General features: G+C 42.8%; 17 protein-coding genes and 2 pseudogenes. All 19 read left to right on the top strand.

Annotation, left to right across the window (positions count from 1 at the left end):
- Nucleotides 1-789 (top strand): annotated as a pseudogene (gene uvrA, locus AB5642_RS14840) (ABC-ATPase UvrA); the annotation flags it as partial.
- A gap of 210 nt (nucleotides 790-999) precedes the next feature.
- Nucleotides 1,000-1,989 (top strand): rod shape-determining protein, encoded by a 990-nt coding sequence (locus tag AB5642_RS14845; RefSeq protein ID WP_148461733.1) that lies wholly within the window; start codon nucleotides 1,000-1,002, stop codon nucleotides 1,987-1,989.
- 126 nt (nucleotides 1,990-2,115) lie between these two features.
- Nucleotides 2,116-2,172, top strand: a pseudogene (locus tag AB5642_RS14850) (DUF6783 domain-containing protein); the annotation flags it as partial.
- Between the two features lie 36 nt (nucleotides 2,173-2,208).
- Entirely contained in the window at nucleotides 2,209-4,485 is a 2,277-nt protein-coding gene (locus tag AB5642_RS14855) for an ATP-dependent RecD-like DNA helicase (RefSeq protein ID WP_173719277.1), read from the top strand.
- Nucleotides 4,382-5,122 (top strand): ComF family protein, encoded by a 741-nt coding sequence (locus AB5642_RS14860; protein WP_173719278.1) that lies wholly within the window; start codon nucleotides 4,382-4,384, stop codon nucleotides 5,120-5,122. The genes AB5642_RS14855 and AB5642_RS14860 overlap by 104 nt, the downstream gene beginning before the upstream one ends.
- Before the next feature lie 92 nt (nucleotides 5,123-5,214).
- Nucleotides 5,215-5,649 carry a hypothetical protein gene (locus AB5642_RS14865; protein WP_173719279.1) on the top strand — a complete coding sequence of 145 codons (435 nt, stop codon included), beginning with the start codon at nucleotides 5,215-5,217 and terminating at the stop codon, nucleotides 5,647-5,649.
- Nucleotides 5,646-6,764 carry a hypothetical protein gene (locus AB5642_RS14870; protein ID WP_173719280.1) on the top strand — a complete coding sequence of 373 codons (1,119 nt, stop codon included), beginning with the start codon at nucleotides 5,646-5,648 and terminating at the stop codon, nucleotides 6,762-6,764. Before AB5642_RS14865 ends, AB5642_RS14870 begins: the two co-directional genes overlap by 4 nt.
- A 44-nt stretch (nucleotides 6,765-6,808) precedes the next feature.
- The gene (cdaA, locus tag AB5642_RS14875; protein ID WP_118579686.1) at nucleotides 6,809-7,696 is read left to right on the top strand and encodes a diadenylate cyclase CdaA; all 888 of its coding nucleotides are present in this window, start codon (nucleotides 6,809-6,811) and stop codon (nucleotides 7,694-7,696) included.
- Entirely contained in the window at nucleotides 7,674-8,969 is a 1,296-nt protein-coding gene (locus AB5642_RS14880) for a YbbR-like domain-containing protein (protein WP_368371719.1), read from the top strand. The genes cdaA and AB5642_RS14880 overlap by 23 nt, the downstream gene beginning before the upstream one ends.
- A gap of 77 nt (nucleotides 8,970-9,046) precedes the next feature.
- The gene (locus tag AB5642_RS14885; RefSeq protein ID WP_118579680.1) at nucleotides 9,047-9,310 is read left to right on the top strand and encodes an HPr family phosphocarrier protein; all 264 of its coding nucleotides are present in this window, start codon (nucleotides 9,047-9,049) and stop codon (nucleotides 9,308-9,310) included.
- A 32-nt stretch (nucleotides 9,311-9,342) separates the two neighbouring features.
- Nucleotides 9,343-11,928, top strand: coding sequence for a L,D-transpeptidase family protein (locus tag AB5642_RS14890; protein WP_368371720.1), 2,586 nt, complete (start codon nucleotides 9,343-9,345; stop codon nucleotides 11,926-11,928).
- 261 nt (nucleotides 11,929-12,189) lie between these two features.
- The gene (locus tag AB5642_RS14895; protein WP_195392032.1) at nucleotides 12,190-13,767 is read left to right on the top strand and encodes a GH25 family lysozyme; all 1,578 of its coding nucleotides are present in this window, start codon (nucleotides 12,190-12,192) and stop codon (nucleotides 13,765-13,767) included.
- A 49-nt stretch (nucleotides 13,768-13,816) separates the two neighbouring features.
- Nucleotides 13,817-13,903, top strand: coding sequence for a DUF6783 domain-containing protein (locus AB5642_RS14900; protein ID WP_368370244.1), 87 nt, complete (start codon nucleotides 13,817-13,819; stop codon nucleotides 13,901-13,903).
- 43 nt (nucleotides 13,904-13,946) lie between these two features.
- Nucleotides 13,947-14,501: a dTDP-4-dehydrorhamnose 3,5-epimerase gene (rfbC, locus tag AB5642_RS14905; protein WP_195392033.1), complete on the top strand. Its 555-nt coding sequence runs from the start codon at nucleotides 13,947-13,949 to the stop codon at nucleotides 14,499-14,501.
- A 10-nt stretch (nucleotides 14,502-14,511) separates the two neighbouring features.
- Nucleotides 14,512-15,327 carry an ABC transporter permease gene (locus tag AB5642_RS14910; RefSeq protein WP_118579665.1) on the top strand — a complete coding sequence of 272 codons (816 nt, stop codon included), beginning with the start codon at nucleotides 14,512-14,514 and terminating at the stop codon, nucleotides 15,325-15,327.
- A 137-nt stretch (nucleotides 15,328-15,464) separates the two neighbouring features.
- Nucleotides 15,465-16,718 carry an ABC transporter ATP-binding protein gene (locus AB5642_RS14915; protein WP_237925660.1) on the top strand — a complete coding sequence of 418 codons (1,254 nt, stop codon included), beginning with the start codon at nucleotides 15,465-15,467 and terminating at the stop codon, nucleotides 16,716-16,718.
- A 6-nt stretch (nucleotides 16,719-16,724) separates the two neighbouring features.
- Nucleotides 16,725-17,654, top strand: a complete 930-nt coding sequence (locus tag AB5642_RS14920) for a class I SAM-dependent methyltransferase (RefSeq protein WP_118579662.1) — start codon at nucleotides 16,725-16,727, stop codon at nucleotides 17,652-17,654.
- The gene (locus tag AB5642_RS14925; RefSeq protein ID WP_195392034.1) at nucleotides 17,651-18,886 is read left to right on the top strand and encodes a hypothetical protein; all 1,236 of its coding nucleotides are present in this window, start codon (nucleotides 17,651-17,653) and stop codon (nucleotides 18,884-18,886) included. Before AB5642_RS14920 ends, AB5642_RS14925 begins: the two co-directional genes overlap by 4 nt.
- Before the next feature lies 1 nt (nucleotide 18,887).
- Nucleotides 18,888-21,362, top strand: coding sequence for a glycosyltransferase (locus AB5642_RS14930; RefSeq protein WP_237925661.1), 2,475 nt, complete (start codon nucleotides 18,888-18,890; stop codon nucleotides 21,360-21,362).
- Nucleotides 21,363-21,364 lie beyond the last annotated feature (2 nt).

Below are 21,364 nucleotides of genomic sequence, written 5' to 3' on the forward strand. Positions count from 1 at the left end.
GACCAGTTGGATAAGGTAATTGCCATTGACCAGTCTCCAATTGGCCGTACACCAAGATCTAATCCTGCTACTTATACAGGCGTATTTGACCAGATCAGAGATCTTTTTGCTGCTACAGCAGATGCCAAGGCAAAGGGGTATAAGAAAGGGCGCTTCAGCTTTAATGTAAAAGGCGGACGCTGTGAAGCCTGCAGTGGTGATGGTATTATTAAAATTGAAATGCACTTCCTGCCAGATGTTTATGTCCCTTGTGAAGTTTGCAAGGGGAAGCGCTATAATCGGGAAACTCTGGAAGTGAAGTATAAGGATAAGAGCATCTACGATGTACTGAATATGACAGTTGAGGAGGCAATGACGTTCTTTGAGAACGTTCCATCCATCAGAAGGAAGATAGAGACCTTATATGATGTCGGTCTTTCCTATATTCGTCTCGGACAGCCTTCCACCACTCTTTCCGGCGGAGAAGCACAGCGTATTAAGCTGGCTGCAGAGCTGAGTAAGCGCAGTACAGGTAAGACTATTTATATTCTGGATGAGCCTACCACTGGATTGCATTTTGCAGATGTTCAGAAACTGGTGGAGATTTTGCGTCGACTTTCGGATGGTGGAAATACGGTTGTTGTAATTGAACACAATCTGGACGTGATCAAGACCGCTGATTATATAATTGATATCGGACCGGAAGGCGGAGATGGCGGGGGAACAGTTGTTGCCAAGGGAACACCTGAAGAAGTGGCGAAGAATCCAGCTTCTTATACAGGACGTTATGTTGCGAAATATTTGAAGTGATTCTGATAATAAACCTCTTTCCAATTGAAGCATTTTTGTTTATAATGGTACGAAGACTATTAATTATGAAAAATCTATGAGACAATTATAAAGTCACATCTGCAGAATGTGGTGTTTATGATTACAGTTCGGAATGTGAATGGTAATCATTTACGGCACAATTCTTGCAGAGAAAGTGTGACAAAGTGTTTTGAGAGAAAGGGGAATTTAATGCCTGCCAGTGATATTGGAATTGACCTGGGAACCAGAAACAGTCAGGTATATTCCACTGGACGGGGGCTGGTAGTCAGTGAGCCGTCTGTAGTGGTTTATGATAAGAACTCAGAGAAAATAAAAGCAATCGGTGAGGAAGCCAGACAGATGACCGGACATGTTTCATCAAATATGGAAGTAATCCGGCCAATCCGCCAGGGAGTGATCGTAGATTATACGGTTATGGAGAAGATGCTGAAGTATTTCATTTCCAAGGCAATGGGTCGCCATGCCTTTCGAAAGCCTAGAATCAGTATCTGTATCCCCAGCGGAACCACAGAGATTGAAAGAAAGGCAGTAGAGGAAGCTACTTATCAGGCCGGAGCAAGGGAAGTGTTTCTTGTGGAAGAGCCGATTGCAGCTGCAATTGGTGCCGGAGTAGATGTGACGAAGCCTTTTGGTAATCTGATCGTGGATATAGGAGGCGGAACCACTGATGTTGCCGTGATTTCCATGGCTGGCTCTGTTGTGTCTGCTTCTGTAAAGGTTGCCGGAGATAATTTCGACCAGGCAATCATGAGCTATGTGAGAAAAAATCACAGCCTTTTTATTGGGGAAGAGGCCGCTGAGAACATAAAAATAAAAATCGGAACTGCCTGCCAGGAAGCATCTCCGCGGATGCTGGAGGTAAAAGGCAGAAATGTGATCACCGGACTTCCCAAGGTTGTAACTCTGACTTCAGAAGAAATCCGTATTGCATTGAGGGATGCTACCAATCAGATTGTGGAGACTGTGCACGGAGTGCTTGAGAAAACTCCGCCGGAACTGGCTGCAGATATTGTAGACAGAGGAATTGTTCTCACAGGTGGCGGAGCATTGCTCCATGGAATGGACACCCTCATTGAGCAGAAGACCGGCGTAAGCACTCTTACTGTGCAGGATGCTATGTCTGCGGTTGTGGTGGGAACCGGTAAATATGCGGAAGTAATTACCAGGATGGAAGAATAATCTGATTGCTTTGAAAAGCGTAAACAGTAACATATAATTTGGCTATTCTGTTTTGCAAAAGATAAAATATTATGTAAACTATAATGAAAAGGGTACTGCGTTCTAGAGCGTGTTTGAAAAAGGCTTTCTGCAAAGTGGGGCGTGCAGATTGCGGGAATACTTTTTCAAACACATTCTAGCAGTGCCCTTTGGTTAGTGCTGGCGGCAGGAGAAGAACAAATGAGTGAGAAAGTTACAGGCTATATAGATCATGTCATATTCCGCAATGATGAAAATGGATATACAGTTATGGTTCTTAAGACCGCGGATTCAGAGGAAGAGCTGACTTGTGTAGGAACATTTCCTGACGTTACACAGGGTGTGACCATTGAAGCTGAGGGACAGTTTTCCCAGCACCATATATACGGCAGACAATTTAATATCCAGTCTTATGCGGAAAAGGCACCAGAGGACACCCAGGCTATGGAACGTTATCTGGGTTCCGGAGCGATTAAAGGGGTAGGTGCAGCACTTGCTGCCAGAATTGTGCGGTGTTTTGGCGAGGATACCCTTAGAATAGTGGAAGAAGAACCGGAAAGGCTGGCGGAAGTCAAGGGAATCAGTGAGAAGAAAGCCAGAGAGATTGCAGTACAGGTGACTGAGAAGGCAGATATGCGAAAAGCCATGATGTTTCTGCAGAAATATGGCATTTCCCTGAATCTTGGAGCAAAGATATATCAGAAATATGGTCAGTCCGTATACAGTGTGCTTCAGGAGAATCCCTATCGTCTGGCAGATGATATCTCGGGAGTTGGCTTTAAAATTGCAGACACCATTGCGTCACGTATTGGTATACATGCAGATTCAGATTACAGGATCCGCAGCGGTATGATGTATACTCTTCTCCAGGCTTCAGGGGAAGGACATGTATATCTTCCGAAGGACGAACTGTTTGACAGAGCTTCCCAGCTGCTTCAGGTAGATGTTTCTTATATGGAGAAACATCTGATGGATATGGCAATTGACCGGAAAGTTGTTTTAAAAGAGAATGACAGAGAGGTACTGGTTTATCCAAGCCAGTATTACCGCTTGGAACTGAATACAGCAAGAATGCTCACTGAATTAAATATCCGTTATCCACAGAATGAGCAGATGATGGAGCGAAGAATTGCCCAGATTGAGAAAGAAACAGGTACTGTTTTGGAGGAAATGCAGAAGAAGGCTGTTGTAGAGGCTGCTGGAAATGGCCTTTTTATACTTACAGGAGGACCAGGTACCGGTAAAACTACCACGATCAATGCAATTATTCGTTTTTTCGAGGGCGAAGGCGCAACTCTTCGTCTGGCAGCACCTACAGGACGCGCAGCCAAGCGAATGACAGAAGCTACAGGTTATGAAGCACAGACAATACATCGGCTTCTGGAATTGAACGGTGTGCCGAATGAGGATGGCAGAGAGTCTCAGGGTGTTCATTTTGAACGGAATGCAGAGAATCCGCTGGATACAGATGTAATTATTATTGATGAGATGTCTATGGTGGATATTTTTCTTATGCATTCACTGCTTCTTGCGGTGACTGCGGGAACCAGGATCATTCTGGTAGGAGATGAGAACCAGCTGCCAAGTGTAGGTCCTGGAAATGTGCTGCGGGATATTATTCAAAGCGGCGTTTTTCCAGTAGTAGAACTGAAGAAAATTTTCAGGCAGGCCTCTCACAGTGATATTGTAGTAAATGCACACAAGATCCATAACGGAGAGCAGGTTTCCCTTGATAACAAAAGCCGCGATTTCTTTTTCCTGAAGAGATATGATGCCGATATTATTATCCGCGTGGTCATCGCACTGATTCAGGAGAAACTGCCGAAGTATGTGGATGCAAGACCTTTTGAAATACAGGTTCTGACTCCAATGCGAAAGGGGCTTCTGGGCGTAGAGAGGATGAACCAGATCTTACAGAGATACCTGAATCCACCAGAATCAGGTAAAAAAGAGAAAGAAATTGGAGACCGGCTTTTCCGTGAGGGAGACAAGGTTATGCAGATTCGGAACAACTATCAGCTGGAATGGGAAGTCCGGGGGAAATACGGAATTCCTGTAGAAGAAGGGGTGGGCGTATTTAATGGAGATACTGGCATTCTGAAGGAAATCAATGAATTTGCAGAGACTGCCACTGTGGAATTTGAGGATGGCCGTTTCGCTGACTATTCTTTTAAGCAGCTGGAAGAATTGGAACTTGCCTATGCTATAACCATACATAAATCCCAGGGCTCAGAATATCCGGCAGTTATTCTGCCGCTCCTTTCCGGCCCCAAGATGCTGATGAACCGCAATCTTTTGTATACAGGTGTTACAAGAGCACGGAAATGTGTTACTGTAGTTGGAAGTGAGGAGACTTTCGGGGAGATGATCCGCAATGAGAAGCAACAGAAACGTTACAGCTCTCTTTGGGCAAGGATACAGGAACTTTCTGGATCTGTTGTATCCAAGACGGTGTCCTCTGTGTCACAGGATTCTTAGGAACAGCCATCAGTTGATCTGTCTGGACTGTGCCGGAGATTTAAGACCTGTATCGGGGCCACGGTGTTACAAATGCGGAAAACCGGTAAATGGAGATGAAGAATACTGCAGGGACTGCGGCGCCCATCCAGGCGCTTTTGACCAGGGACGCGGGATTTTTCTCTATGATGACCGGATGAGATACTCTATAATGAAATATAAATATTTTGGTTGTCAGGAATACAGCCGCTTTTATGGAAAAGCATTGTATATCTACGGAAAAGATATGCTTGCATTATGGAAGCCGCAGATAATCATTCCGGTTCCGCTTCATAGAAGAAAACAGCGCATAAGAGGGTTTAATCAAGCTGAACTTCTGGCGAAAGAACTGTCCCGTTATGCTGGGATTCCTGTAGATACTGCTATTCTAAAAAAGTGCCATGCTACCCGATCACAGAAAAAACTGGATGCGGCTGAAAGAAAGAAGAATCTTCAAAAAGCTTTTCAGGTTGTAGGAAATCCTGCAGGAATGCGTATCTTGCTTATTGATGATGTATATACTACTGGAAGTACCATGGATGTGCTGGCAAAGCTTCTGTTGGAAAAGGGAGCATCCCATGTATATTTTCTCACGCTGTGTATTGGAAACAACAGGTAAAAAAATGCTTTTCATGGCATGGGATATATGATACAATCATCCTGTATGAGTATAGCTTTTCAGCTTTAAAAGAAACGCATAAGGAGCCATTTATGATAAACGAAGAAAAAGTAAAGATAATGGATCAGCTTGCTGTATATGAGAAACAGGAAGGCAGAAAGTATCTTCCAGTAAGCAAGTACTACAGGAGTGACTATATTGGTCTGGCGCTGATTAAGAATTTCTTTCTTGTAACAATTGGATATGGATTGATACTGGCTGTGATTGCAGCGTATAATTTGGAATATCTGCTGGATAATGTGCACAAGATGGATCTGATCTCTCTTGGAGTTGTAGTCCTGGGGGGATATATAGGGATATTGGTATTATATTCTGTGCTGACATATATCCAGTACACTGTGAAGTACCATAAGGCGAAGAAGAGTGTAAAACAGTATTACACTCAGCTGACGAAATTAGAGAAAATCTATACTCGTGAAGAAAAGAAATTCGCAGGACGTGAAATGTCAGGAGGATATAGAAAATGACAGCATTACTTGAGTTAAAGCAGAAAATAAAAGAAATATACGGACAGTATGAAATGTATATCCTGCCTGTAATGAAGTTTGTTCTTGCACTGGTTTATTTCCTGTGGATCAATGCGAATATGGGATATATGTCTCGCCTGAATAATGTATTTTTAGTACTGATCCTGGCATTGATCTGTTCCATTTTGCCGTCTTCCGCTATGATGTATATTGGTTTTGTGCTGATCCTTGTTCACAGTTATGCACTTGGAATTGAAATTGCGGCATTTATGCTTGTTCTGATCCTTCTGATGATGATCTTTTTCCTGAGGTTCAGTGGTGAACAGAATGTAACATTTGTATTTACACCGCTTTCCTTTGCATTCAGCCTTCCGGCATTACTTCCTATTGGAAGCGGACTTATGGAGAGCAGTTTATCTGCAATTCCAGCTGGCTGCGGTGTGGTTATGTATTATTTTATCCGTTTTTTAAGATCACAGTCAACAATTCTTGTGAATCCGGATCTGGAGATGACAGATAAGCTGCAGATCATGGCTGACGGTCTGGTACAGAACTGGGGAATGTGGATTGCAGTTGTTGCTTTTGTAGCAGTTATCCTTCTGGTACATCTGATCCGTACCCGCTCTTTTGATCATGCATGGAGGATATCTATTATTACAGGCGGTGTTGCCTATGTGTTTATAATGCTTGTTGGAAGTTTTGGAATGAACCTGAATGCAACTGTTGCAATGATTCCGCTTCTGATCTGTACGATTGCAGCTGTTCTCCTGGCACTTGTGCTTGAGTTCTTTGCATTTGGAGGAGATTACAGCCGTGCAGAGCGTCTGGAGTATGAGGATGATGAGTACTTCTATTATGTAAAAGCAGTTCCCAAGGCTTCTGTTGCAACTTCCGAGAGAAGTATTAAGAAAATAAATGCAGAACCTGTTCGTGAAGAGCGCAAGGCAGAGGACAACTCTGGTACTTATGCCAATCCAATCTTCCGACAGGATGAGAAGCCTAAAAGAAAGAAAGCTTCTCCAGCAGCAGACAGAAAGCCAAGACAGGCAGAGAAACCTGCTGCTAAGGATATTGATTTTGAAAAAAAGCTTGAAGAATCTCTTAAAGATCTTTAAGGTTACTGCTTGGCAGTGAATGGTAACAAAGAAAGGAGTACACTATGCAGGATATGGCAGTCAGATTATCAGGATATTTGTCAAAACTCTCCCTGCCCAGTCTGGGAGTAACAGACATACTGGAGATTGCCCTGATTTCCTTCTTTATCTATCAGTTTATGGTGTGGATCAAGTTTACCCGCGCTTATACTCTGTTGAAGGGAATTCTGATAGTACTCCTTTTTATTTTATTTGCATATGTGTTGAAAATGAATACGATCCTCTGGATCATTAAGAATCTTTCTACTATACTTCTTACCAGTGTTGTTGTTATTTTCCAGCCAGAACTTCGGAAAATGCTGGAGCAGCTGGGACAGAAGAAGTTTATGGCTTCTATTTTCCCTTTGGATGCCGGCAAAGAGGTACAGGAAAGGTTTACAGATAAAACAATCAATGAGCTTGTGAAGGCATGTTTTGACATGGGAGAAGTAAGAACTGGCGCATTGATCGTCATTGAGCAGAATATCCGCTTAAGTGAATATGAGCGCACAGGAATCAATGTGGATGCAGTTCTTACAAGTCAGCTCCTGATCAATATTTTTGAACATAATACACCACTCCATGATGGCGCTGTCCTGGTGCGTGGCAATCGAATTGTAGCAGCTACCTGTTATCTGCCTCTTTCCGATAATATGGAGCTGAGCAAACAGCTTGGAACCAGACACAGAGCTGGTGTGGGAATTAGTGAAGTAAGTGATTCCCTGACAATTATTGTTTCAGAAGAAACCGGGCAGGTGTCCATGGCCCAGAACGGACAGCTCAGCAGAGGTCTTACCAGTGCTGAACTGAGATCTGCATTGATCAAGGCTCAGAATAAAAAGGTTGTAACTAACAGTAAACTGCGTCATCTGTTGAAAGGAAGAATGAGACATGAAGAAGACAAAGCTGACTAGGAATTTTACCTTGAAGATCATGTCTGTTTTCATCGGATTTCTGATCTGGTTTATTGTGGTAAATGTGGACAATCCGGTATCCAGTAAAAGTATCACCATTGCCGGAGAAAATGTAGAACTCCAGAATACGGCTTATGTGGATAGTGCAAACATGATGTGTATGCAGGATGATGATCCGGATCCTATAAGGGTTACAATCACAGGAGAGAGAAGACTTCTTTCCAGGATTACTCAGACCAATATAACCTTGACGGCAGATCTGCAGCAGGCAGGAAGCCTTGATACAGATCCGGTTATGGTTCCAATCACTGCCTCCTGTCCGGGAATCAACCCCGAGAATATTAAAGTGACACCACAGTATCTCAGTGTCAGACTGGAAGAAAAAGTAACACAGGAGTTTCTGGTTAATGTAAATTACGGTTCCAGCCAGCCGGGCAAGGGCTACGAGGTTGGTTCCCAGACTGCAAGTCCGGAGAAAGTTAAAATTACAGGTCCGAAATCTCTTGTGAATAAAATTGATAAAGTAAATGCGACCGTTGATGTTGATGGCCGAACAAAGGATTTTTCCGAAGAGGCAGAACTGAATATTATTGATAAGAATCAGGACAGTCTTGCCGGAAGAATGGCTTATCTCACCATAGATAATACCAAAGTTGTTGTTACAACTAAATTTTGGAAGATTCGCACAGGCGTTAATATTGGTGCGGACTATGTAGGTGTGCCGGCAGATGGCTATCAGGTGGAGAGTGTGACTACTGTTCCGGATACTGTAAGTATTGCGGGAACAGATGAGGCATTGGAGACTCTGAAGCAGAATGACAACACGATCTGGATAGGCGGTACTGATATTGATATTACAGGAGAGACAACTGATATTGAGAAGAAAGTCAGTCTGAAAGATGTGCTTCCTGAGGATGTGAAGCTGACAAGCGGAACCAGTGAGGACGTTTTGGTGAAGGTAAGTATTTTACCTATTGGAAGTCATTCATATGGTCTTCCCTCCAATCAGGTTACGGTAGATAACCTTGCTGATAATCTTCTGGTAACATTTGGAACAGATAAGATTGAAATCCGCGTGAAAGCAACAGCTGGAGAGCTTGATGACTTTAATCTTGACGAAGTGAAAGCTTCTGTTGATCTGAAGGATATGGAAGTAGGAAGCTATCAGATTCCTGTGACTGTGAAGCTGCCTAAGGGATTTGAACTTCTGGATGATGTGGTTGCAGATGTGACTATATCAGAAGTTTCCAATTCAGATACTAATAATGAATGAGCTGTTGTTTACGGATAACGTTTGGCGAAATATATTGCCATGGATCTAGAGAACAGCAGCAATAAGGGAGAGAAACTATGGTAAGTGAGAAAGTAAGGGTGAACAATCCTTCCGGCCTTCATTTACGACCGGCAGGCATTCTTTGTAAGGAAGCTATGAAATATAAATCTCTTATAACATTTCAGTATGGTCAGGGGTCTGCCAATGCCAAAAGCGTGCTCAGTGTTCTGGGCGCGTGTGTGAAATGTGGTGATGAGATTACTATATTTTGCGAAGGCGAGGACGAAACAGAGGCTTTAAGAAATCTTGTAACTGTTATCAACAATGGTTTAGGAGAATAAGATTTACAACGTTACAATAGGGAGGCATAAAAGTGAAAAAGAGAGTAGCAGCCGCAGTTTTAGGGATTATGTTAAGTGTGTCCATGGGTCTGGAAGTTCCAGCCGCAGCTTTGGATAGCGGATTTGAATCCGGATTTACATCTGAACAGGCAGCAGATGTGCAAACAGAAGATGGAGCCGAAGCAGTACAGCCGTCTGAGGATACAGAGGTGCCTGCAGATACGGCAGCAGCTGAGGAGCAGCAGGTACAGGAAAGCCAGGACAAGGAAGAACATACAGACAGCGAAAATTCAGGAGAAAGTACAGATGGTTTTTTCGATGGCTTTACTTCAGGTGAAACAGTGGAGGAGAATGGAAGTACTGCTCCGGTAGATGGATTTGAAGCTGTTCCTGAAGGCACATTGGATGGGACTCAGGAAGTACAGGCAGATAATTCAGACGGAGTATTTGACTGGAAAGAATGGGAGCAGACAGCTGATGGTTTTAAGCTTCGCAAGAAGAAATCAGCTGTAAGTGCAGCTGCTGAGGCTCAGAATGTGGCTGGTTCTGATGAGATTCAGGCTTTTGATGAAGTCCAGGAGAATGGCGAAGCAGCAGGTACGGAAAGTGTAGAGGCTGAAGGAACAACTGCTCAGGCTGAATATTATACTGCGGCAGATGGAATTGTAGAGATTACTACAAGAAACGAGGCTGGAGCAGTTCATACAGGAAGTTATCTGTTTGATGCCAATGGATTTCTGGTTACTGGCATTAAGACTTTAGCTGGAACGGAGAGTGCAAATGGGGCTGTTGGTGAATTCTATTTTACAGCTTCCGATAGTGCACAGGCATATACAGAATATAATGGACAGGGTGCTGCACTGGTTCCGTGGAAGACCACACTTGGTCAGATGAAGAAGGATTACTGGCTGTGGAACAAAGAAAGCAGAAACTTCCATTATTATGGCGCAGATGGTAAGACATTAACCACTGCACAGCTGGATGAAGCCGCCAAGGCAAATAATACATATACAGGATATTATAAGATCAATGATGAGTATTATTGTCTGGATGAGAATGGAACACCACGTATAGGGGATGTTACTCTGACAGTAAACGGAGTAGCTGCACAGTACTACTTCCAGCCAGCAGAAACAGATCAGGAAATTCCAGGAAAGATGTACCGTGATGGATGGAAGAGTTTTGTAGGAACAGCCGGTGAGCAGTGGAAATATTATGATTCCGGTGAGCTGGACAGCAGTAAGATTGGACAGCTTATGGTTCATGGCGTTATTGTAACAGATCTTGACGGACATAAAGATGCGGAAAATTCCTATCTGATCGATAAGAATGGCTATCTTCTTAAGAAGACTATGAAGAAAGCCACAGATGGCAAATATTATCTGACAGATAAGAATGGTTGCATTTATAAGAATCGTATTGTCACTTATAAAAAGAAACAATATTATGTAACAGAAACCGGTGCAAGAGCAACCTGGAAAAAGGTATGGCACCGCTGTCCTGGGGCTGGAAACAGAATGTACTATTTTGGTTCTACTGCTGGCCGGATCGTGAAGAAAACCGGATGGCAGAAAGTAACCACCTCTAAGGGGAAATTCTATGGCTGGTTCCTGTTCAATAAAAAAGGAAAGCATTATGCCAATACACTGAGAAACGGATATTATTTCAAAGCTGACGGAAGACTTGCCAGCGGAGTTACCGTGATCAATGGCAAGAGTTATTTCTTTAAACCATCTACATCTAATACAAGAAATGGCCAGATGGTTAAGAATGAAATGTTTGTTTACAAGAAAAAAACATATTTTGCAGACTCTAAAGGTGTACTTCGCAAGAGCGGATGGCAGAAGATTGATGGAAACTGGTATTACTTCAAGAATATGAGTCTTGTGAAGAATGCATTCGTGAAGAAAGGCAAAAAATATGGATATGTAGATGCCACTGGTAAGTTCACTACAGGCTGGGTGGTTGTAGACAATTCCCAGAATCTGGTTCGTTACATTAACCCGGATAAGAAGGGCTTTGTGCAAAATGAATCCAAGTGGATTGATGGCAAGCTGTATTACTTTGATAAGAATGGTTACAGAATCAATGACGTGACAAATATTTACAAATCAGGATATACAGTTGAAGTGGATCGTGTAAATGGTGTTATGACAATTTATGCAGATGCGAACCGTACAATTCCGGTTAAGACCATTCGTGTTTCAGTAGGCAATCCTGGAACAGATACTCCGACAGGCAGATATAAACTGACAAGATACAGCAGATGGCAGGCGCTTATGGGACCGTCCTGGGGACAGTATGGTACTCATGTAGATGGTGCTGGTCAGGGCGGAATTTTCGTCCACTCTATTGCATGCGGCTCAGCAAACAGCTATAATTTGCCGGTTAGTGCATATCTTAAGCTTGGAAGCCCGGCTTCCCATGGCTGTATCCGTACCTGTGTTGCCGATGCAAAATGGGTATATGAGAACTGCAATGGTTCCACCATTTATATTTTCGATGGAACCTATAAGTCTGACGAAGTATTCAAAGGACCGCTGGGACGTCGCGCAATTACACCGCTGAAGGGAATTAAGAATGGCGGATACTACGATCCGACCGATCCAGCAGCTTAATAGCTTACTTTGAAAGATATTTGTTGATAAAAAAAACGACATAAAAAGCCAAAAAGAGTGTCTTAAAATTATCAGATTTGATGATTTTAAGGCACCTTTTTACTGTTTTGGAGAATAACATTGAAATTTGAAAATGGAAACTGTATAATAACAAAGTAACACATTTTTAACATCTTGTAAGAAACAAGCGGATAAGGGAAAACGGTAAACACTACTGGTCCGGTAAGGAACGTAACCTGAAACTGTTTATCAGGAGGAGATATGGGAAAATGGAAAAAATGGCTGTCTGCCGGTTTATTTACAGCTATGCTTGGAACTGCAATAATTGCAGGACCAACTGCAGATGTAAGTGCCAATGCAGGAAATAAGCCATATAATATTGAAAATGTTTCACCAGATGCGCATCTGGCACCAAGTGTAGGAGATTCCTCTTCCAAGACAAGCTCAAAGGCATGGCACAAAATTGACGGAGTCTGCTACAATGGAAGTGGAAAGAAAGTAGAAGGAGCCATTACCAGAGGTATGGATGTCTCAGAATGGCAGGGAAAGATCAATTGGAAGGAAGCCAAGAAAGATCTGGATTTTGCCTTTGTGCGTATTTCCTATGGAACCAGACATCTGGATGATTATTATGACTATAATATGACTGAGGCAGAGGCAGCAGATGTGCCGGTGGGAACTTATGTATACAGTCTTGCCAAGACAAACAAAGAAGCACTTGCTGAAGCGCAGCTGGCCATTCGTCAGATGCAGGGACATAAGGTTTCCTATCCGGTAGCTTTTGACCTGGAAGATGAAGCTACATTGGGAACCTTGACCAGAAAGGAAATTTCCCAGATTGCTCTCACATTCTGTGATGAGATCCGCAAGGCAGGATATACACCAATTCTCTACATGAATCTGAATTGGTATAATAATTTTGTAGACTGGAACGTTCTGGAAGGCTCCGGTCTGGATGTCTGGATTGCAAGCTACGGAGATACAATTCTTGCACCGAGCGCCAGCAAATACAAATACACCATCTGGCAGTGCACAGCTGGTGATGAAGTTTCAGGTATGATCAGTACCAAGAAGCTGATCAGTGGAGTTCCCAAAGAGAACAATGTGGATCTGAACTTTGGCTATGTAGATTATACAACCAAGGTTGTTCCCAGATGGAATTCTCAGGAAGGCTATACCCCTGCAAAACAGCCTTTATATTCAGATCCCAAGCTTCACAAGAATGGCTGGACCACTGTTAAAGGCAGAAAATATTACTACACAAATGATAAAAAGGCCAAAGGCTGGCTGGAAATTGATGGCAAGTATTACTGCTTTAGTTCCGTAGACGGACACTTATATAAAAGCAAGCTGATCAAGAAAGACGGCACTGCTTATTACGTGGACAAAAACGGTGTACGTGTAGAAAATAAAGTTGTGACAAAGAAAGGCAAGACCTACTATTTCGGAGCAGATGGCAAAGCCCTGACAGGTATGCGCAAGGTGGGCAGGAAATATTATTATTTCAGCACTACATCCTTTGCCATGGAAAAGAATTACAAATATGTAGCAGCCAACGGCAGCATTTACTATTTTGGAAGTAAAGGTTACCGTGCAAAGAACAAGTTTATCACCCTCACAGAGAATGGCAGGAAGAATACTTACTATTTTGGAAAAAATGGAAAGGCTTATAAGGGCTGGTACACCATCAAAGGAAAAAAATATTATTTCTACCGCGGAACGGGTGCCGGCGCAGGAGTACGTGCGCAGAACGTGAGCCTGACCAGTGCAGATGGACTCGTTTCCGTATTTAACAAAAATGGTGTATGTACCAAACAGTACAGATTGGATGAACAGTAACCGCAACCAATAATCTTGATTTATCAGACGGAATCATGTATATTAGAGCGTGTTTGAAAAATCTCCCATAAATTGTGACACACATCTTGCAGAAAAACTTTTTCAAACATGCTTTAAGAAGTCGATAAGACTGTAAATTTGACTGAATATAAAATGAAAGATAAATAAGGAGAAAAAAAATGGGAAAAATTAAAGTAACAAATTGTGATGATATTGAAGGCTTAAAAGTAATCAAGCCAACCGTATTTGGAGATTCCAGAGGTTATTTTATGGAGACTTACAATTACAATGACTTCAAAGAGGCAGGAATTGACGTAGAATTCGTACAGGATAATCAGTCCAGCTCACGTTATGGTGTTCTTCGCGGTCTCCATTTCCAGCTTCATTATCCACAGGACAAACTTGTCCGCGTAGTAAACGGAGAAGTGTTTGATGTGGCTGTAGATTTAAGAGAGGGCTCCAAAACTTATGGAAAATGGTACGGAGTTGTTCTTTCAGCAGAGAATAAGAAACAGTTTTTTATTCCGAAAGGATTTGCACATGGCTTCCTGGTTCTTTCTGAGAATGCGGAGTTTACTTATAAATGCTCCGATTTTTATCATCCAAACGATGAGGGCGGTCTGATCTGGAATGATCCGGACATCAATGTACAGTGGCCGATTCCGGAAGGTATGGAGCTGATCTTCTCTGACAAGGATCAGAAATGGGGCAGCTTTAAGGAACTTAACAGATAGGAGACTGTAAATGCTTAAGTCTATTTTTTCCCTGCCGGCGGATTTATATAAAAACCGCCGGCTGGTTATGAAACTGGCAAAAAATGATTTCAAGACCCGATATGCAGGTTCTTATTTTGGAACCTTCTGGGCTTTCGTTCAGCCGGTGGTAACAATTCTGGTATACTGGTTTGTATTTTCAGTGGGGTTCCGGTCCAACACAGATGAACTGGGAGTCCCTTTTGTGCTTTATCTGGTAGCTGGTATTGTGCCCTGGTTTTTCTTTTCTGATGCGCTTTCCGGAGGTACCAATTCGCTTCTGGAATATAATTACCTTGTAAAAAAGGTAGTGTTCAACATTAGCGTCCTTCCAGTGGTAAAAATAATTTCCGCTTTATTTGTACATGGCTTTTTTGTACTTCTGGCAATTATTCTTTATATATGTAACGGAAGATTTCCTGACTGGTACTACCTTCAGATATTGTATTATAGTGCATGCGTCTTTTTTCTTGTGTTGGGACTTTGCTATGCTACCAGTGCAATTGCAGTCCTTTTCCGCGATCTGAACCAGATTATTGGTATCGGATTACAGGTTGGAGTATGGCTGACTCCTATTATGTGGGTGTCAGAGAGCATGATCGGTACCAACAGCCTTCTATACAAAATTCTTCAGCTGAATCCTGTATTTTATATTGTATCAGGATATCGTGACGCATTTATTATCAAGCGCTGGTTCTTCGAAAGACCAGTCTGGACATTATATTTCTGGATATTTGCCATCTGCTGCTTCCTGTTTGGAAACTGGATCTTTAAGCGGCTTCGGGTTCATTTTGCAGATGTTCTGTAAATAGGAGAAAAGCAGTTATGAATCGAAATGTATTCAGCGAAGAGGGAAGGTAACGGTTCATGAGACATGTTCGATGAAGTACAGAACTGTAGAGGAACTAGGCAGTTACAAAGCGGATAGAAAAGAAAGGAAACAACGTGGAAAGTAAAAACGCCATTGAAATAAGAAATTTGTCCAAGATGTATAAGCTCTATAACAGACCACTGGACCGCCTGAAGGATTCTCTGGGGCTTAGTCGTAAGAAGCTGTATAAAGAACATTATGCACTTAAGGATGTTAGTTTTGATATTGGAGAAGGAGAATGCGTTGGTATTATTGGAACAAACGGCTCCGGAAAATCCACTATTCTGAAAATTATTACCGGTGTACTGGCTCCTACAGCCGGAACCGTAACCGTAAATGGAAGAATTTCGGCTCTTCTGGAACTGGGAGCCGGATTTAATCCGGAATATTCTGGTATGGAAAATATTTTCCTGAATGGTACCATGTTAGGTTTTTCCGAAGAAGAAATCAACGCAAGGCTGGATGAAATCCTCAGTTTTGCTGATATTGGTGATTTTATCCATCAGCCGGTAAAGACCTACTCCAGTGGTATGTTTGTACGCCTGGCCTTTGCTGTGGCTATCAACATAGATCCGGAGATCCTGGTAGTGGATGAAGCACTTTCTGTAGGTGATGTATTTTTTCAGGCGAAATGCTATCATAAGTTCGAGGAATTTAAGAAACAGGGCAAAACTATTTTGTTTGTAAGTCACGACCTGGGAAGCATTTCCAAATACTGCGATCGTGTTATTCTTTTGAATCAGGGTGTCATGCTGGACGAGGGCACGCCTAAAGCTATGGTAGACATGTATAAGCAGCTTCTGGTACATCAGGATCCGGTGAAACAGGCAGAAGGCTCAGAGACAAAGAAAGAAGACTGGAAACAGGGATTCCTTGTGAACCCAAACACATTGGAGTATGGGGAAAAACAGGCTGAGATCACAGACTTCGTTGTAATAGATTCCAAGGGACTTCAGACCAACACGATCGAGAAGGGGTCTAAATTTCAGATTAAAATGCGCATTCATTTTCATGAAAGCATTCAGCAGCCTATTATGGCTTTCACGTTCAAGAATATTCAGGGAACTGAGATCACAGGAACCAACACTATGTATGAAGGTGTGAATGTGGAACACACAGACGCAGGGGATGAGTGTGTAGTGGTTTTTGAGCAGAAAATGGATATGCAGGGCGGGGAATATCTTCTCTCCTTTGGATGTACCGGTTATCGGAATGGAGATTTTACCGTATTCCATCGTTTATATGATGCATGCAACATAACTGTGGTTTCTTCCAAAAATACAGTTGGATTCTACGATATGAATTCCAAAGTGTGGATAGAGGAATAATAAAATATGCAGGAAAAAATCGGAAACGTAACATTAGATTATGAATATTACCCAGGCGAGGATCTGTACAGCGATGGTCCTGTGGAAGAAGAACTTCTGGAAATTGCGAAAAATTATCAGGAGAAGGAACTAAACCAGTTGATCTATGAACGAAACAGCTGGCCGGTCCTTTATCATTTTTCACATATTCGCCAGAACATTCTGGAGTGGCTTCCTATCACAAAAGAACAGAAAGTTTTGGAAATCGGGTCCGGCTGTGGACCGATCACAGGAGTTCTCGCGCGAAAAGCCAAAAGTGTCACCTGTATCGATCTGTCGAAAATGCGCAGCACCATCAATGCATATCGAAATCGTGAATGCGATAATGTGAAAATTATGGTAGGTAATTTTCAGGATGTGGAGAGTAGTCTTACTGAGAAATATGATTACATTACCCTGATCGGTGTGTTTGAATATTCCCAGGGCTATATCGGGACAGCACAGCCTTATGTGGAAATGCTCCGACGCATTGCCCGCCATCTGGCACCGGGAGGCAGAATCGTGATCGCGATTGAGAACCGGCTTGGTTTGAAATACTGGGCCGGCTGCACCGAAGATCATGTGGGAAAATATTTTGAAGGACTGGAGAACTATCCGGATACCAGAAGTGTGCGTACTTTTTCCAGAAAGGAACTGTCTGATATTATTGACCAGGCTGGTGAATTTAAGACCACTTTCTATTATCCATATCCGGATTACAAATTCCCGATGACTATTTATTCAGACAAGCGTCTGCCGAAGAAAGGCGAGCTTCGGGATAATTTCTGCAATTTTGACCGTAACAGAATACAATTGTTCAATGAGGGAAAAGTATACGATTCTCTCACTGATGCAGGACTTTTTCAGGAATTTTCCAATTCATTCCTGGTGATTGTGGAAAGGAAGGAAAACAAATGAAAGAGATTATTTTCAGTAAATATTCCAATGAAAGAAGCCGTTCCTTCGCAATCCGCACTGACATTGCAGAAGAAGATGGGAAAAGATGGCTGGAGAAAAAATGGCTGTATCCGGAAGGAAAAGAACACGTTCTTCGTATGAAAAAATGGAATCAGAAGCTTGATCAGATGTATGGGGAAGTTCCGTTTCTGAGCAACAAGTGCGAGATAGGCGAAGACTGTGCTTATTTTGAGTATCTGGAACAGGAGAATCTTGCAGAATATCTGGATGATCTGCTGGGAAAGGGAGAAAAGGAAAAAGCTGAGAAAATTTTCACAGAATATCTGGAAAATGTACAGAAGCTTCACAGCAAGAAGCCGTTCACAATAACTGAGGAATTCAAAAATGTTTTCGGTGATGTGCCTATGCCTGGCGGACTGACATGTACAGATGTTACGAATATTGATATGATTTGTGACAATGTTGTAATGACCAGTCCATATACGCTTCTGGACTATGAATGGACATTTGAGTTTCCAGTTCCCTGTGAATTTGTACTGTATCGGATCATCCATTACTATATACAGACGCATAAAGTGCGTGAAGTGCTGAATGCAGCCGGATTTTATGAGAAATTTGGTATTTCAGAAGTGATGAGAACCAGTTTTTCCAGAATGGAAAGCGGTTTTCAGGTATATATTACAGGCATGCATGTTCCTATGAGGGAGATGTATGCCACAATGACTCCAGGGGTGGAATATTTGTCCCTGAGTAATCTGGGACCGCTGCAGGTATATTTCGCAGAACAAAGAGGTATGTATTCCGAAGCAAGTTCTGTAAAAAGACCTATTATGGCCGGAAAGGTAAAATGCACCTTGAATCTGCCGAAAAGCTGCAGGTTTATTAGAATTGATCCAGGTGATCATCCGTGTACGGTACATCTTGCAGCAATCCGTTTTGACAGGATGCCAGCTTCCCTGGACGGGGTTCTGACACCCGAAGGAACAATCTGCGGCAGCTGGGCTTTCCTTTCGCGGTTTGATCCCTGTATTGTAGATATAGAGGTTCCGGAAGGTGCTAAGAATCTTACACTGAATCTGGAGATTGATGAGGCAAAGGAAGATATGCTGAATGAGATCTGTTCCCTTGAGGTGAGAAGCCACAGTCTTAAAGGAGTGCTTGGAGAGCGGGCGAGAGAAGCAGTGGGCCGTTTGAAAAATGGTCGGGAATCTTCTGCAAAGAAAGGAAAGTAGAATGAATCAAAAGGTAATGCTGGTTGAAAAAGAACGGTTTCTTTTGAATGATAATTGCAAATATATGATCACAGGAAGGGTTTCAAAGGAAGCAGATATAGAGTGTTATCTGGATGGTATCCGCCTTCCTTCTGAGGCAAACCTGATTACTGTGATGACCGGATTTATGAGGGCTGTGGAGACGAAAAATCCAGGAGGCAAATGGGTGGAGGTATTAGTTACCCTTCCTGAAAATCTGCAGAATTACAAAAAACTTGAGGTGTACGCTGTTAACGGAAAGGAGCGTTTCCTCTGGTATAAGATGAAAACCTCGGATCTTATGAGAAAACAGGGAAAACCTCAGCTTTTTGTTGATGGGGAATCTATAGTCAGAGAGCAGAAGAAGGTTATCCTTGCCGGCTGGGCGGTAGGAACTACACCGGTTTCCCTGCAGGTATATGATGAAAATAAAAAGCCTGTGAAAATAACCCTGAAGCGGAATACCCGAATGGACGTGGCAGAAATGTTTCGGGAATGCGAAGTGAATAAGGATTGCGGATTCCATATCCAGGCAGAAAATGTATCTGGAAAGAAGGCTTATCTTGTTGCAAAGGATGAGAACGGAAAAAAGGCAGTCTACCAGATTGGTATTTCAAAGGGCGAACGCTTTAAGGCAAAAGCCAGCCTTTATTCGAAAAAGGCAATGGAGAATTATCGTTCCAATGGCATTCATACTGTGATCCGGAAGTCGCTGATCAAGCTGGAAGCATTGAGCAAGGGAGACGGTCTTTACCAGACCTGGCTGAAGGAGAACAGGGTTACTAAGAAAGAACTGAATCAGCAGAGAAAGACTGTTTTTCGGGAGAACATTAAGTTTAGCCTTGTGGTTCCTCTCTATAAGACGGATAAGTACCTTTTGAAGGCTCTTGTGGATTCTGTGCTGGCGCAGACATACAGCAACTGGGAACTTTGCCTTTCAGATGGAAGTGGAGCAGATTCTCCGATCCGCAGTATTCTGGAAGAGTATCAGAAAAAGGATCCAAGGATCAAAGTTGTTTTCAATGAGAAACAGCTGCAGATTTCAGACAATACAAATGCTGCTATTGGAATTGCCACTGGAAATTATATTGCATTTGCAGATCATGATGATACCCTGGCAGAGGAAGCTTTTTATCAGATGGCAAAGGAAATCTCACAGCATCCGGAGGCGGATCTTATTTATTCTGATGAGGATATTATTGATATAAGAGGAAATCGGCTTTTCCCTCATTTTAAGCCGGATTTTAACCCTGATTATCTGTGCTGCGTAAATTATATCTGCCATCTGGTGGTTGTAAAGAGAACACTTCTCGACCGAACAGGACTTTTGCGGCCAGAATATGACGGTTCCCAGGACTTTGATTTTCTGCTTCGCTGCACGGAGCATACAGACAGTGAGAAGATCCGCCATATTCCCAAAATTCTGTATCACTGGAGAAGCCATGAGGGTTCCACAGCGGGCAATCCGGATGACAAGCCATATGCAGTGATCGCAGGAGAAAAGGCTCTTGCAGGGCATTATGAGCGCATGGGAATTAAGGCAGAGGTGGAATACACTGGATGCCCGGTCGTTTTCAGAACCCATTTTGTTATAGAGGGTGACCCGAAGGTATCAATTCTGATTCCGAATAAGGATCATACAGAGGATCTGAATAAATGTGTGACTTCCATTCTGGAGAGGAGCACCTGGAAAAATATCCAGATTATAGTAATTGAGAATAACAGTGAGAAGGAAGAGACCTTCCACTATTATGAGGAACTTGAGAAGCGGTATCCTCAGGCAAAAGTGGTTACATGGGATGGTCCCTTCAACTATTCAGCAATCAACAATTTTGGTGCAAAATATGCGGATGGAGATTATTTACTTCTGTTGAATAATGATACAGAGGTTATTACTCCAGAGTGGTTGGAGAACATGATGGGCTATTGCCAGAGAGAGGATGTGGGCATTGTAGGCGCCAAGCTCCTTTACCCGGATAATACGGTTCAGCATGCTGGTGTCGTGGTAGGAATCGCAGGTTTTGCAGGACATATTCTTACCGGATATGACAGATATGCCACAGGATATTTGTGGAGACTGGCAACTACACAGGATGAGAGCGCAGTAACAGGCGCCTGTCTGATGGTGAAGCGAAGCGTTTTTGAGGAACTTCATGGGCTGGATGAAAGCTTTGCAGTGGGACTGAATGATATTGACTTCTGTCTTAGGGCAAGGGCACTTGGTAAATTGGTTGTATTTACTCCGGAGGCCTGCCTGTACCATTATGAATCTAAGTCACGCGGACTGGAGAATACGCCGGAGAAGAAGGCGCGTCTTCAGAAAGAGGTGGATCATTTCCGGGAACGTTACAGAGATTTTCTGAAAAAGGGTGATCCGTATTACAATCCGAATCTGAGTATTGTGAGAGGGGATTGTGCATTCAGGATGGCGTATGAGAAGAAGGATGAAATAGTTTGATG

It is taken from the genome of Ruminococcus sp. 1001136sp1_2201st1_G3_2201SCRN_220225 (genome assembly GCF_040924365.1).
Taxonomy (GTDB): domain Bacteria; phylum Bacillota; class Clostridia; order Lachnospirales; family Lachnospiraceae; genus Blautia_A; species Blautia_A faecis.

Excerpts from the sequence above, each read along its gene's own strand:
- AB5642_RS14845 (WP_148461733.1), top strand. The coding sequence starts at position 1,000 with ATGCCTGCCAGTGATATTGGAATTGACCTGGGAACCAGAAACAGTCAG.
- AB5642_RS14855 (WP_173719277.1), top strand. The coding sequence starts at position 2,209 with ATGAGTGAGAAAGTTACAGGCTATATAGATCATGTCATATTCCGCAAT.
- AB5642_RS14860 (WP_173719278.1), top strand. The coding sequence starts at position 4,382 with ATGAGAAGCAACAGAAACGTTACAGCTCTCTTTGGGCAAGGATACAGG.
- AB5642_RS14865 (WP_173719279.1), top strand. The coding sequence starts at position 5,215 with ATGATAAACGAAGAAAAAGTAAAGATAATGGATCAGCTTGCTGTATAT.
- AB5642_RS14870 (WP_173719280.1), top strand. The coding sequence starts at position 5,646 with ATGACAGCATTACTTGAGTTAAAGCAGAAAATAAAAGAAATATACGGA.
- cdaA (WP_118579686.1), top strand. The coding sequence starts at position 6,809 with ATGCAGGATATGGCAGTCAGATTATCAGGATATTTGTCAAAACTCTCC.
- AB5642_RS14880 (WP_368371719.1), top strand. The coding sequence starts at position 7,674 with ATGAAGAAGACAAAGCTGACTAGGAATTTTACCTTGAAGATCATGTCT.
- AB5642_RS14885 (WP_118579680.1), top strand. The coding sequence starts at position 9,047 with ATGGTAAGTGAGAAAGTAAGGGTGAACAATCCTTCCGGCCTTCATTTA.
- AB5642_RS14895 (WP_195392032.1), top strand. The coding sequence starts at position 12,190 with ATGGGAAAATGGAAAAAATGGCTGTCTGCCGGTTTATTTACAGCTATG.
- rfbC (WP_195392033.1), top strand. The coding sequence starts at position 13,947 with ATGGGAAAAATTAAAGTAACAAATTGTGATGATATTGAAGGCTTAAAA.
- AB5642_RS14910 (WP_118579665.1), top strand. The coding sequence starts at position 14,512 with ATGCTTAAGTCTATTTTTTCCCTGCCGGCGGATTTATATAAAAACCGC.
- AB5642_RS14920 (WP_118579662.1), top strand. The coding sequence starts at position 16,725 with ATGCAGGAAAAAATCGGAAACGTAACATTAGATTATGAATATTACCCA.
- AB5642_RS14925 (WP_195392034.1), top strand. The coding sequence starts at position 17,651 with ATGAAAGAGATTATTTTCAGTAAATATTCCAATGAAAGAAGCCGTTCC.
- AB5642_RS14930 (WP_237925661.1), top strand. The coding sequence starts at position 18,888 with ATGAATCAAAAGGTAATGCTGGTTGAAAAAGAACGGTTTCTTTTGAAT.